This is a genomic window from Rhodococcus sp. M8 (genome assembly GCF_015654185.1).
Lineage (GTDB): Bacteria > Actinomycetota > Actinomycetes > Mycobacteriales > Mycobacteriaceae > Rhodococcus > Rhodococcus aetherivorans.
Map to the genome: position 1 here is coordinate 427,254 of NZ_CP064065.1, position 12,185 is coordinate 439,438.

Sequence of the window (12,185 nt, forward strand, 5' to 3'; positions counted from 1 at the left end):
TCTCGGTGCACGTGACCGATCTTCCAGCCGTCCCCCTGCTCCGCCTGGACCCGGGGATTCCCTTGCCCGCGCGGGCACACGCCGGCGACGCCGGTGTGGACCTGTGCACCACGGTGGACGTGACCATCGAGCCCGGGCGGCGAGCGCTGGTGGGGACCGGCATCGCGGTGGCCCTGCCCGTCGGCACGGTGGGTCTGATCCATCCGCGCTCCGGTCTGGCCGCGAAGTACGGGCTCTCCGTGGTCAACACTCCCGGGACGGTGGATGCGGGCTACCGCGGGGAGATCAAGGTGTGCCTGATCAACCACGACCCCGACCGCGCGGTCGAACTGCGTCGTGGTGACCGCATCGCGCAACTGCTCGTGCAGAGGGTCGAGCTCGTCGACTTCGTCGAGGTCGGTTCCCTCGACGACACCAGCCGCGGCGCCGGAGGATACGGGTCGAGCGGTGGGCACGCCGGTCTGGTGAAGGAAGGTTCCTGACATGTTCGGACGACGCCGGAAGAACCGGGACGCCGAGGCTCCGGGCCTCGCGGACGAGGGCAACTTCGACTCCGCGCCCGTGGACGACGAGGTGCAGGCGCCCGAGGGCGGTCCCTACGACATCGACGACATCGGCGAGGACGCGGTCGGTAGCCGGCTCGACCTCGGGTCGGTGCTCGTCCCGCTGCCACCGGGCGGGCAGATCCAGGTGGAGATGGCACCGAACGGCCAACCGCAGGCCGTGCATCTGGTGACCCAGCACGGCCGGATCACGGTCTCCGCGTACGCGGCACCGAAGTCCCCGGGGCAGTGGCGGGAGGTGGCCGCCGAGCTGGCCGAGTCGCTGCGCCGCGACAACGCGACGGTGAGCATCGAAAGCGGACCGTGGGGCCGGGAGCTGCAGGGCAGCACCCCGAACGCGGACCTGCGCTTCCTCGGTGTCGACGGCTACCGATGGATGATCCGCTGCGTCGTCGCCGGACCGGCAGGTTCGGTGACGGCCGACTCGCCGCTGGTGGAGACGGCCCGTGCCATCGTCGCCGAGACCGTCGTGCGGCGCGGCCAGGATCCGCATCCGGTGCGGACGCCGCTGCCGGTGGTGCTCCCGAAGGCCCTCGCGGAGCAGCTGGCCGCCGCGCAACAGCAGGCGGCAGCCCAGCAGGCGGCCCAGCAGGCGGCGGCCCAGCAGCCCCTGCCGCCGCAGCAGTCCGCGCAACAGCAGCAGCCCGCGCCGCCCCAGCAGCCCGCGCCGCCCCGGCCGCGGCACGGCGAGTCGGGTTCGGCGATGCAGCAGCTCGGCTTCTGACGGTCCGGTCCCCCGGGGTCAGTCCCCGACGCGGCGCAGTGCCTCCAGACAGGTGGCTCCGAGCACGGCGGGATCGGCGCCGATCCCGGCGAGGGTGACGGTGCCCAGCGCGGCCCGCCTCAGGTGCGCACACCATTCCTGCGCGACCGCGAGGGGATGGACCGGGTCGTCCACGGCGGCGGCGATGCCGACCGGCACCTCGACGGTCCGCAGCTCGTCCCGGTCCGGCGCCCGGTAGCGGGACGCCTCGTCGAGCGCCGCCGGCAGGCCCGGCCACTGCGACCGCCAGGAGCGGGCCAGTTCGACCCCGAGCCAGGCGGGGCTGGACGCCACCATCGCCGCGGTGACCGCAGCAAGTCCGTGGGCGCGCAGCTCGCCGGCCGTCCAACGGGCGCTCGCCGCCGCCGGCGCGGCCTCCGGCGAGCCCGTCCACGCCGGCAGGGCTGCGAGCACGCCGACGGTGCGCCCCGGGTGCTCGGCCGCCCACCGCAGCGCGACGGCCGCCCCGAGCGACACCCCGCCCACCAGCACGGGACCGTCGGCGGCGGCGCGCTCGAGTGCATCGACGTAGCTGCCGACCACGCGGGCCGGGTCCGGGTCGACCGCGACGGTGCGTATTCCGGCAGCGGCGAGCGGACCGCCGAACGCCCGCTCCACGAAGCGGGCGTCGGAGCCCGTCCCGGGCAGGACGACGGCGACGAAAGTGCTGGCCCCGGCGTGTTCGGGGGACGTGTTCGCGGAGCGCATGGTCCGATCCTGCCGGACCCGTCCGAGCAGGTGGGAACCCGAGTGGTTGCCCTGTGCGGATAGGTCTACAGTGGCCCTCAGGAAAGCCCCATGCGCGGCCCGCGATCCGTGCCGCGCCCTTCTCAGGAGCACGCTATGGCACCCGCCGCAGCCGGTTACTTCCGCCGACTCACCCGTCGGCTCACGGAAGATCTCGAGCAACTCGACGCCGAGGAGATCGCCGAAACCGCCCAGGCGACGGGTGCCCGCCGCGCCTGCGACTGTGCGCGCGGCGAAGAGGTGACCATGTTCGGTCGTCTCCGCAGTGTCGAGGCGTGCCCGAAGGCCGCCAGCGCCGCCGTCGAGGCGGAACTGTTCGACGGCACCGAGGCCGTCAAGCTCGTATGGATCGGACGTCGCCGCATTCCGGGCATCGAGCCGGGCAAGACCCTGCTGGTGCGCGGGCGCGTCGGCGAGCGTGACGGCTCGAAGGTCATCTACAACCCGTATTACGAACTGCGCGAGCGGGCCTGACCCGAGCGCCGGTGCCCCAGCGCCCGGCGCCGCCCCGCGCCCGCGTGGGGCTGTGGCACCCTCGTAGGAGTGAGCGACAAGCAGCAGACGGTCCTGGAACAACTCGGTGGACTCAGCGGGTTGGTCTACTCGACCGTGCCCGTGCTGGTGTTCGTTCCGGTCAACAGCATCTGGGGCCTGACCGCCGCGATCTGGGCGGCCCTCGCCGTGGCCACCGTCATCCTCGTGTGGCGGCTCGTCCAGCGCACCCCCGTCCAGCCGGCGGTCTCGGGGCTCCTCGGTGTGGGCGTGTGTGCGTTCATCGCCTACCGCACCGGCGACGCCAAGGGCTACTTCCTCTTCGGCATCTACACCAGCCTGCTCTATGCCGCCGGTTTCGTCCTGTCCATTCTGGTGCGGCGGCCCCTGGTCGGCGTCATCTGGGGCATGCTCAACGGGCAGGGATCGTCCTGGCGGCGGCATCGCGTCGCCGTGCGCGCCTACGACATCGCGACCGCGGCGTGGGCGCTGGTGTTCGCGGCCCGCTACTTCGTGCAACACGAGCTGTACGACGCCGACCGGACCGGCTGGCTCGCCGTGGCCCGGATCGGTATGGGATGGCCGCTGACCGCGGTGGCGTTGCTCGTGACCTTGTGGGCGGTCCGCCGCGCCGATCGGCTGGTCGAGCCGGCGCCCGAGGCTGTCGACGAGCCCGTCGAGACCGGCCCGGGCCGGGCCGCCGAAGCCGGCCCCGACCAGGACGCGCGCTGACCTGCTAGAGGCCGATGGCCGCCCGCAGTTCCTGCTCCACCTCGGCCGCGGCGACGAACAGCAGCTCGTCGCCGCCTTCGAGCGGATCGTCGGGCTGCGGGACGATAACCCGGCCGCCGCGCAGGATCGTCACCAGGGCCGCGTCCCGGGGCAGTTGCAGCTTGCGCACCGGCTTGCCGGCCAGCACGGTGGTGTCCGGCAGCGTGATCTCGACCAGGTTCGCGCCCTTGCGCAGCGTCATCAGCCGCACCAGGTCGCCGACCGAGACGGCCTCCTCGACCAGCGACGCCAGCATGCGCGGCGTGGACACGGCGACGTCGACGCCCCAGGACTCGTCGAACAGCCACTCGTTGCGCGGATCGTTGACACGGGCGACGACGCGGGCGACGCCGAACTCGGTGGTGGCGAGCAGGCTCAGCACCAGGTTGGCCTTGTCGTCGCCGGTGGCGGCGATCACCACGTCGTACTGCTCGAGCTGTGCGGCCTCGAGCAGGCTCAGCTCGCACGCGTCGGCGTGCACCCACTTGGCGTCGGGCACGGATTCGGGCTCGACGTGCTCGAGCTTGCGTTCGAGCAGCATCACTTCGTGGTTGTTGCGGATCAGTTCGCGCGCGATGGAGCGCCCGACGGCTCCCGCTCCCGCGATGGCCACCTTCATCGGCGTTCCTCTCGGTGATTCCGGGTCGTGTGTTGCGGCTGCGCCCGCGGGCGCAGCACGGTCAGTCGTCGGCCGCGGGGGGCTGTTCGGCGAGGGCGATCGCCTCGGCGACGGTGCCCGAGACAGCCGCGATGTAGACCTGGTCGTCCGCCTGCAGCACGGTCTTGCGGTCGGGTAGGACCCCGGTGCCGAATCGGATGATGAACGCGACCCTCGAGTGGGTAGCGGCCTCGAACTCGGTGACGTTGCGGCCGATCCAGGCCTCGTGCACCGACACCTCCGCGACGGCGACGGTGCCGGTCGGATCCCGCCACTTGGCGGTCTGGCTCTCATGGGTGAGGTTGTGCAGGAACCTGTCGGTCGTCCACGGCACCGTCGCGACGGTCGGGATCCCGAGTCGCTCGTACACCGCGGCGCGCTTGGCATCGTAGATGCGGGCGACGACGCGCTCGACGCCGAAGGTCTCCCGGGCCACCCGGGCGGAGATGATGTTCGAGTTGTCCCCGGAGGAGACGGCGGCGAACGCGTCGGCCCGCTCGATGCCGGACCGCACCAGCACGTCCCGGTCGAAGCCCATACCCACGATCGTGTGCCCGGGAAAGTCCGGACCCAGCCGCAGGAACGCGCTCGGGTCGCGGTCGATGACGGCCACCTCGTTGCCCAGCCGGACGAGCGCCGCGGCCAGGGAGGAACCCACCCGGCCACAGCCCATGACCACCACGTACACCGTTCGCTCCGTTCCGCTTCTTTCCGTGTCGCCGCGCGTCCCGATCGCGACGCGCAGAACCGAACCGTACCGCCCGCGCAGGACCGGCGTGCGGTGCCGGCCGAACGGGCTCCCCGCAGAGGTGCATTTCGGACACGGCCACGGGTGCCCGGCGGGTGGCCGGTGGGACGGCTTAGGCTTTGCGAGTGTCCAAGCTCTCGACCGCCACGAAGCGGTTGTTGTTGGGTAGGCCGTTCCGCAGCGACACGCTCGGTCACACGTTGCTACCCAAGCGAATCGCCCTGCCGGTGTTCGCATCCGACGCGTTGTCGTCGGTGGCGTACGCCCCGGAGGAGATCTTCCTCGTCCTGTCCGTCGCGGGTCTTTCGGCGTACGTGTTCACGCCGTGGATCGGCGTCGCGGTGGCGCTCGTCCTCGCCGTCGTCGTCGCCAGCTACCGGCAGAACGTGCACGCGTACCCCTCCGGCGGCGGCGACTACGAGGTTGCCACCGTGAACCTCGGTCCGACCGCGGGATTGACCGTCGGCAGCGCCCTGATGGTCGACTACGTGCTCACCGTCGCGGTGTCGATCTCCTCGGCCGCGGCGAACATCGGATCGGCGGTGCCGTTCGTGGCGCAGCACAAGGTGCTGTTCGCGATCTCCGCGATCGTCGTGCTGACCGCGGTCAACCTGCGTGGCCTGCGGGAAGCCGGCACCGCGTTCGCCGTCCCGACCTACGCCTTCATGATCGGCATGATCGTCATGCTGGGGTGGGGTCTGGTGCGCGTCTTCGTGTTCGGGGACGACGTCAAGGCCGAGTCGGCCGGGTTCGAGTTGGTCGCCGAGCAGTCGGATCTGGCCGGGATCGCGTTCGTGTTCCTGCTGGCCCGTGCGTTCTCGTCCGGGTGTGCCGCGCTGACCGGCGTCGAGGCGATCAGCAACGGGGTGCCTGCGTTCCGCAAGCCGAAGTCCCGCAACGCCGCCACGACCCTGCTCATGCTCGGCGGGATCGCGATCGTCCTGCTCCTCGGCATGATTCTGCTCGCGAACAAGCTGGGGGTGGTCATCGCCGAACATCCCGAGACCCAGTTGCGCGGTGCCCCGGAGGGCTACCAGCAGAAGACGCTCGTGGCGCAACTCGCGCACGCGGTCTTCGACGACTTCCCGCTCGGGTTCCTGCTGATCACCATCGTGACCGCGTTGATCCTGGTGCTGGCCGCCAACACGGCGTTCAACGGCTTCCCGGTGCTGGCCTCGGTGCTGGCGCAGGACCGCTACCTGCCCCGGCAGCTGCACACCCGGGGCGACCGGCTGGCGTTCAGCAACGGCATCCTGTTCCTGTCGGGCGTGGCGATCGTCTTCGTGTGGGCCTTCGATGCTGAGGTCACCAAGCTGATCCAGCTCTACATCGTCGGGGTGTTCGTCTCGTTCACCCTCAGTCAGACCGGCATGATCCGGCACTGGACGCGGCATCTGGCGTCCGAGACCGACCCCGAACAGCGGGCCCGCATGCGACGGTCGCGGATCGTCAACACGATCGGCCTGATCATGACCGCATCCGTCCTGGTGATCGTGCTGGTGACGAAGTTCGCGGCGGGCGCGTGGATCGCGATCGTGGCGATGGTCGCGATCTTCGGTGTGATGAAGGCCATCCACCGTCACTACGACAGCGTGGCCGAGGAGCTGGAGAACACCGAATGGGACGGTGTGCTGCCCAGCCGCACCCATTCGATCGTGCTGGTGTCCAAGCTGCACATGCCGACCCTGCGGGCGCTGGCGTACGCGCGGGCCACCCGGCCGGACACGCTCGAGGCGGTCACCGTCAACGTCGACGAGGCCGACACGCGGATGCTGGTGCGCGAATGGGAACGCAGCGACATCACCGTCCCTCTCAAGGTCGTCGAGTCGCCGTACCGGGAGATCACCCGCCCCGTCCTCGAATACGTCCGGCGGGTGCGACGGGACTCGCCGCGCGACGTGGTGACCGTGTTCATCCCGGAGTACGTGGTGGGTCACTGGTGGGAGCAGATCCTGCACAACCAGAGCGCGCTGCGGCTGAAGAGCCGGCTGCTGTTCCAGCCCGGTGTCATGGTCACCAGCGTCCCGTGGCAGCTGAGCTCGTCGGCCCATGCCCGCGGCGAACGATTGGACTCCGCGCCGGGATCGGTGCGGCGGGGATTCGAGGAGGAGGAGCGGTGAGCATCGACTGGTCCGGCCGTCGGCTCGAGGTGACGCTGGGCAACCCGGCGCACGGGGGCTTCTGCGTCGCCCGGCACGAGGGGCGGGTCGTGTTCGTCCGGCACGGCCTGCCCGGGGAGCGCGTCGTCGCGCTGGTCACGGAGGACCGTGGCGGCTCGTTCTGTCGCGCCGACGCCGTCCACATCCTCGAAGCGTCGCCGGACCGGGTGGAGCGGGTGTGTCCCATCGCCGGTCCCGGCGGATCGGGGTGCTGCGACCTGTCCCACGCGACGGTGCCGGCCCAGCGGGCATTCGGGGCTGCGGTGGTCGCGGAGCAGTTGCGCCGTCTCGGCGGCATCGAGCGCGAGGTGGTCGTCGAGGAGGTGCCGGGCGGGGCGGCGAACGGCACCCGCTGGCGCACCCGGGTGCGGCTGGCCGTCGACGCCGCCGGGCGAGCGGGGTATCGGCGCTACCGGAGCCACGAACTGGAGACCGAACTGGCGTGTCCGCAGATCGAGGCGCGCGCCTACGAGGGGCTGGCCGAGCGGGTGTGGCAGCCCGGTTCCGAGGTCCAGGTGGTCCTCGATGCGGACGGGACGCGGCACGTGGTCGAGATCGCACCGCCGCCGGTCTCCCGCACGGGACGTCGCAGCCCGGGCCGGCGGGGAGCGTCCGCCCGCCGCGCGGCGGCCGGTGCGCCCCGCGCCGAGAAGGTGATCGAGGGCTCGGGGCGGGCGGTGGAGCGGGTCGGCGGCCGGGACTGGCACCTGGCCGCGACCGGCTTCTGGCAGGCACACCGCGGCGCGGCGCAGACCTATTCGGACACCGTGGGGGAGTGGGCCGCGGCGTCGCCGGGGGCGACGGCGTGGGACCTCTACGGCGGTGTCGGGGTGTTCGCGGCCGTCCTGGCCGATCAGGTCGGCGACGGTGGCCGGGTCGAGTCTGTGGAACTGTCGCGCCGGGCGGTGCAGGACGGCGCGGAAGCGCTCTCGGATCTCGGGCAGGTGCGGTTCCATGCGGGCCGGGTGGAACGGCTGCTGCCGGATCTCCCCGCCCCGCAGGTCGTGGTGCTCGATCCGCCTCGGGCCGGCGCCGGGCGCGAGGTGGTGGCGGCCGTCGCGGCGGCCGGGCCGGAGCGCGTCGTGCACGTCGGATGCGATCCGGCGTCGTTCGGCCGGGATGTCGGCCTGTACCGGGAGCACGGGTTCGAGCTGGCCGAGCTGCGCGTCTACGCCGCGTTCCCGTCGACGCATCACGTGGAGTGCCTGGCGTTGTTCACCCGCTGAGCGGGCCGCTCACGGATTCAGGGCGTCCCGCGCGACCCCCGTGGTTGCTTGCGGCATGCAACTAAGTGTATAGTTGCGTGTCGCAAGCAAATAATTTCGATTCGGAGGTGTTCCGTGGCTGTCCAGCCCGACACCGCGCACGCGCTCGTCGACGCGATCTTCCTGTTCGGTCGCACGCTGCGCACGACCCTGGCCAACTCGACGGGTGACCCGTTGCCCAACGCGCTGACCGGCGTCCTGTTCGTCCTGTGGCGAATGGGGGAGTGCCGCCCCACCGAACTCGCCGCGGAGCTGTGTATGAGTCAGTCCGCGTTGAGCCGGCAGCTGGGGGAGCTCGTCGAACGGGGAATGGTTGACCGCCACCGCGACCCGGACGACAGACGCGCCCACCGCGTCAGCGTGTCCGAGACCGGGCAGAAGGCCCTGCGCGAGATCCGCGACCGGCGCGCCTCCCGGTTGCACGAGCTGCTCGGCGGCTGGGACCAGGCGCAAGCCGAATCCGCCCTCGACGTGCTCGCGCGCCTGAACCACACCCTTTCCGTACACGAATCCACCGGAAGGAACTGCCTGTGAGCGCCGCAGCTGTCAGTCCCCCCTCCTCGGCGAGCGCATCCGGCGCCGCCGAGACCACCATGACGCACCGCGAGATCCTCGAGGCTCTCGCCGGGCTGCTCGCCGCCCTCTTCACGGCGCTGCTCAGTACCACCATCGTGTCGGTGGCGCTCCCCACGATCATTGCGGACCTGAACGGCAGCCAGACCCAGTTCGCGTGGATCATCACCACCGCACTGCTCGCCAACGCCGCCTCCACGCCCATCTGGGGCAAGCTCGCCGACCTGTTCAACAAGAAGCTGCTCGTGCAGGTCGCGATCGTCGTCTTCGTCGCCGGCTCCGTCGTCGCGGGCGTCGCCACCAACGTGCCGATCCTGCTCGCCGCCCGCGTGATCCAAGGCGTCGGCATGGGTGGTCTCACCGCGCTCGTCGTCGCGGTCATCGGCAGCATCATCCCGCCCCGGGAACGCGGCCGGTACTCCGGTTACATGGGTGCGGTGATGGCCGTGGCCATGTCGGGCGGCCCGATCCTCGGTGGCGTCATCGTCGACAGCCCGCTCGGCTGGCGCTGGTGCTTCTTCATCTCGATCCCCATCGCCGTCGTGGCCTTGGTGCTACTGCAGCGCACCCTGCACATCACCACCGAGCGCAAACAGAACGTGAGAATCGACTGGCTGGGCGCCACGCTGCTCACCGCCGGTGTCAGCGTCCTGTTGATCTGGGTGTCGTTCGCCGGGAAGGCCGGCTACTACGGATGGCTGTCGTGGGAGACCCTCGCGTACGTCGGCGCCGGCGTCGGACTGCTCGCCGCCACCGTCGTGGTCGAGTCCAAGGTCGCCGATCCGATCATCCCGCTGAAGATCGTCACCGAGCGCACCACCGCGCTCGCGATCGTCGCATCCATCGCCGTCGGCGTGGGCATGTTCGGTGCCACCGCGTTCCTCGGGCAGTACTTCCAGACGGCCCGCGGCTACAGCCCGACCGCCGCCGGCCTGCTCACCATCCCCATGGTGCTCGGAATGCTGTTCGCGTCGGTCGTCTCCGGTCAGCTCATCACCCGCTTCGGCCGGTGGAAGCCGTTCCTGGTGCTCGGCGCCGTACTGCAGGTGGTCGGTTTCGGCCTGCTCGGCTTCCTCGACCATGCCACCCCGCTGGGGCTGATCGGGGTCTACATCGCGATCGTCGGTCTCGGGACCGGCATGCTCATGCAGAACCTGGTGCTCGCCGTGCAGAACACCGTCAGCGTCCGCAACATCGGGGCCGCGAGCAGCTCGGTCGCGTTCTTCCGCACCTTCGGCGGCGCGATCGGAGTGTCCGTGCTCGGATCGATCCTCGCCACCCGCGTGACCACGCTGTCCGCGGACGGCTTCGCCGCCCTCGGCATCGACACCGGCTCGGCCGGCGGCGGGGGCAACCTCGACCTCGCGGCCCTGCCCGAACCGGTCGCGGAGATCATCCGCCACGCCTACGGCGACGCCACCGGCCTGCTGTTCCTCGTCGCCGCGATCATCGCGCTGGTCACCGTCGCAGCGGTCGTGTTCATCCCGAACCGCCCGCTGCGCAAGACCATCGACATCGTCACCGAGGAGAAGGTGCCCGCCCCGGCGCAGCACTGATCAGGACCGGCGGTTGTACAACCACATCGTCGCCGGCCCGAACAGCACGATCAGCGCCGCGCACCACGCGAACACGATCGCGAGGTGCGCGGCGTCCGGCGTGCCGGCCGTCAGATCCCGGACGGCGGTGACGAGCCGGCTGATGGGATTGACCGTCACGAAGCCCTGCAACCAGCTCGGCATCGTCGCGGGATCGACGAACACGTTCGACGCGAAGGTGAGCGGGAACAGGATGGTCATGGACACACCCATCACCGCCTGCTCGGTGCGCAGCAGCATCGCCAGCATCGTCCAGACCCACGAGAGACTGAACGCGAACAGCAGCACGAGCACCACCGACCCGATCGTGCCGATCGGGCCGCCCGCGGGCCGGAACCCGAGCATCACCCCGAGGGCCAGCACGATCACCGACGCCAGCGTGTAGCGGGCGAGATCGCCGAACAACGCGCCGACGAGGGGAGCGGGCCGCCACACCGGCATCGAGCGGAACCGGTCGAACACGCCCTTCTCGATGTCGCGGTTGAGCGTCATGCCCGTGTACATCGTGATGGTGCACACCGTCTGCACCAGGATGCCGGGGATCAGGAACTGCACGTACGCGGTGGTCGAGCCGGCCAGCGCCCCGCCGAACAGGTACGTGAACAGCAGCGTGAACATCAGTGGGAAGACGGTCACGTCGAACAACTGCTCGGGAACGTGCTTGATCCGCAGCAGTGCCCGCCACCCGAACGACAGCGACGCGGCGAACGCGGACGCCGGCGTCGGACGCGGCCCGGGGACATGGAGGACGTCCACGACGGCGGCGGGGGTGCCCGCCCGTCGGTCGGCGGTCGAGGTCACGACGCGATCTCCTCGTCTTCGTCGGGAACTTCCGTGGGATGGCCGGTGAGCGCGAGAAAGACCTCGTCCAGGCTCGGCTGCCCGAGGGCGAACGTCGTGACCGGGATGTCCGCGGCGGCGAGGGCCGTCAGCGCCCCCGCCGCGGCCCGCGGATCGTCCACCCGCGCGGTCAGCGCGGCCGGATCGGACGCGGCCGTCACCGCCACCCCCAGCGCGGCGCCCAGCACCGCCGCCGCCTCGTCCCGGCGCGCGGGATCGACCACCCGCACGTGCAGCGAACCCGAACCGACGGACGCCTTGAGCTCGCCCGGGGTGCCCTCGGCGATCACCCGGCCACGGTCGATGACCGCGACCCGGTCGGCGAGCTGGTCCGCCTCGTCGAGGTACTGCGTCGTCAGCAGCACCGTCGTCCCCGCGGCCACGAGCGCCCGCACGATCTCCCACACCTGGTTGCGGCTGCGCGGGTCGAGTCCCGTCGTCGGCTCGTCCAGGAAGATCAGTTCGGGAGCGACGATGATGCTCGCGGCGATGTCGAGGCGCCGCCGCATGCCCCCCGAGTACAGCTTCACCTGACGGCCCGCGGCCGGCTCCAGATCGAACGCCGCCAGCAGCTGTCCGGCCCGGGACCGGGCACCCGCCCTGGAGAAGCCCAGCAGCCGGGCGAGCAGTACCAGGTTTTCCGCGCCGGTCAGATCCTCGTCGAGCGACGCGAACTGGCCGGTGAGCGAGACCCGGCGCCGCACCAGCTCGGGCTGAAGACGCACGTCGTGCCCGAGTACGGTCGCGGTCCCGCCGTCCGGTGCGAGCAGGGTCGCCAGCATCCGGATCGTGGTCGTCTTCCCGGCGCCGTTCGGGCCGAGGACGCCGTAGACGCCGCCGGCGGGGACGGCGAGGTCGATTCCGGCCACGGCGGTCTCCGCGCCGAATCGCTTGATCAAGCCCGAGGTCTCGATGGCCAGTGCAGGGGGCATGGGTCCAGCCTCGCCCACGGTGCCGGGCCCGGCAATCGGTTTTGTCGGATTCGACCGGGCTGGGGTCGCCCCGCGCAGT

General features: G+C 71.1%; 13 protein-coding genes. 8 read left to right on the forward strand and 5 right to left on the reverse strand.

What is annotated here, in order from left to right; translation table 11 throughout:
- The first annotated feature begins 11 nt into the window (after window positions 1–11).
- Both dut and ISO16_RS01970 read left to right on the forward strand, forming a co-directional pair.
- Complete coding sequence (gene dut, locus ISO16_RS01965; protein ID WP_029543411.1) at window positions 12–482, forward strand: dUTP diphosphatase; 471 nt, start codon at window positions 12–14, stop codon at window positions 480–482.
- Window position 483: 1 nt separating this feature from the next.
- Window positions 484–1,287, forward strand: a complete 804-nt coding sequence (locus ISO16_RS01970) for a DUF3710 domain-containing protein (protein ID WP_072635148.1) — start codon at window positions 484–486, stop codon at window positions 1,285–1,287.
- 18 nt (window positions 1,288–1,305) lie between these two features.
- Here the strand turns inward: ISO16_RS01970 and ISO16_RS01975 are convergent, their stop codons facing one another.
- The gene (locus tag ISO16_RS01975) at window positions 1,306–2,034 is read right to left on the reverse strand and encodes an alpha/beta fold hydrolase (protein WP_006938136.1); all 729 of its coding nucleotides are present in this window, start codon (window positions 2,032–2,034) and stop codon (window positions 1,306–1,308) included.
- Between the two features lie 135 nt (window positions 2,035–2,169).
- On the opposite strand from ISO16_RS01975, the gene ISO16_RS01980 reads away from it, so the two are divergent.
- Both ISO16_RS01980 and ISO16_RS01985 read left to right on the forward strand, forming a co-directional pair.
- Entirely contained in the window at window positions 2,170–2,547 is a 378-nt protein-coding gene (locus ISO16_RS01980; protein WP_006938133.1) for an OB-fold nucleic acid binding domain-containing protein, read from the forward strand.
- Between the two features lie 69 nt (window positions 2,548–2,616).
- Window positions 2,617–3,297 carry a DUF3159 domain-containing protein gene (locus ISO16_RS01985; protein ID WP_006938132.1) on the forward strand — a complete coding sequence of 227 codons (681 nt, stop codon included), beginning with the start codon at window positions 2,617–2,619 and terminating at the stop codon, window positions 3,295–3,297.
- Between the two features lie 4 nt (window positions 3,298–3,301).
- Here the strand turns inward: ISO16_RS01985 and ISO16_RS01990 are convergent, their stop codons facing one another.
- Window positions 3,302–3,955, reverse strand: a complete 654-nt coding sequence (locus tag ISO16_RS01990) for a potassium channel family protein (protein WP_006938125.1) — start codon at window positions 3,953–3,955, stop codon at window positions 3,302–3,304.
- A gap of 61 nt (window positions 3,956–4,016) precedes the next feature.
- Complete coding sequence (locus tag ISO16_RS01995) at window positions 4,017–4,682, reverse strand: potassium channel family protein (protein WP_072635149.1); 666 nt, start codon at window positions 4,680–4,682, stop codon at window positions 4,017–4,019.
- A gap of 185 nt (window positions 4,683–4,867) precedes the next feature.
- Here ISO16_RS01995 and ISO16_RS02000 point away from each other — a divergent pair, with 185 nt between their 5' ends.
- The 4 genes from ISO16_RS02000 to ISO16_RS02015 all read left to right on the forward strand — a co-directional run bounded on the left by ISO16_RS02000 (window position 4,868) and on the right by ISO16_RS02015 (window position 10,295).
- Window positions 4,868–6,862, forward strand: coding sequence for an APC family permease (locus ISO16_RS02000; protein WP_006938123.1), 1,995 nt, complete (start codon window positions 4,868–4,870; stop codon window positions 6,860–6,862).
- Window positions 6,859–8,127: a class I SAM-dependent RNA methyltransferase gene (locus tag ISO16_RS02005; RefSeq protein ID WP_072635150.1), complete on the forward strand. Its 1,269-nt coding sequence runs from the start codon at window positions 6,859–6,861 to the stop codon at window positions 8,125–8,127. Before ISO16_RS02000 ends, ISO16_RS02005 begins: the two co-directional genes overlap by 4 nt.
- Before the next feature lie 114 nt (window positions 8,128–8,241).
- On the forward strand, window positions 8,242–8,700 hold the full coding sequence (locus ISO16_RS02010) for a MarR family winged helix-turn-helix transcriptional regulator (RefSeq protein ID WP_072635151.1): 459 nt from the start codon (window positions 8,242–8,244) through the stop codon (window positions 8,698–8,700).
- A 59-nt stretch (window positions 8,701–8,759) separates the two neighbouring features.
- The gene (locus ISO16_RS02015; protein WP_072635165.1) at window positions 8,760–10,295 is read left to right on the forward strand and encodes an MDR family MFS transporter; all 1,536 of its coding nucleotides are present in this window, start codon (window positions 8,760–8,762) and stop codon (window positions 10,293–10,295) included.
- Here the strand turns inward: ISO16_RS02015 and ISO16_RS02020 are convergent, their stop codons facing one another.
- Together ISO16_RS02020 and ISO16_RS02025 are read right to left on the reverse strand one after the other, a co-directional pair.
- Window positions 10,296–11,135, reverse strand: coding sequence for an ABC transporter permease (locus ISO16_RS02020; RefSeq protein ID WP_072635152.1), 840 nt, complete (start codon window positions 11,133–11,135; stop codon window positions 10,296–10,298).
- A complete protein-coding gene (locus ISO16_RS02025; RefSeq protein ID WP_006938116.1) occupies window positions 11,132–12,106 on the reverse strand; it encodes a daunorubicin resistance protein DrrA family ABC transporter ATP-binding protein in 975 nt (324 codons plus the stop codon). Before ISO16_RS02025 ends, ISO16_RS02020 begins: the two co-directional genes overlap by 4 nt.
- Window positions 12,107–12,185 lie beyond the last annotated feature (79 nt).

Coding starts and splice junctions, on each gene's coding strand:
- ISO16_RS01970 (WP_072635148.1), top strand. CDS start 484: ATGTTCGGACGACGCCGGAAGAACCGGGACGCCGAGGCTCCGGGCCTC.
- ISO16_RS01975 (WP_006938136.1), bottom strand. CDS start 2,034: ATGCGCTCCGCGAACACGTCCCCCGAACACGCCGGGGCCAGCACTTTC.
- ISO16_RS01980 (WP_006938133.1), top strand. CDS start 2,170: ATGGCACCCGCCGCAGCCGGTTACTTCCGCCGACTCACCCGTCGGCTC.
- ISO16_RS01990 (WP_006938125.1), bottom strand. CDS start 3,955: ATGAAGGTGGCCATCGCGGGAGCGGGAGCCGTCGGGCGCTCCATCGCG.
- ISO16_RS02015 (WP_072635165.1), top strand. CDS start 8,760: ATGACGCACCGCGAGATCCTCGAGGCTCTCGCCGGGCTGCTCGCCGCC.
- ISO16_RS02025 (WP_006938116.1), bottom strand. CDS start 12,106: ATGCCCCCTGCACTGGCCATCGAGACCTCGGGCTTGATCAAGCGATTC.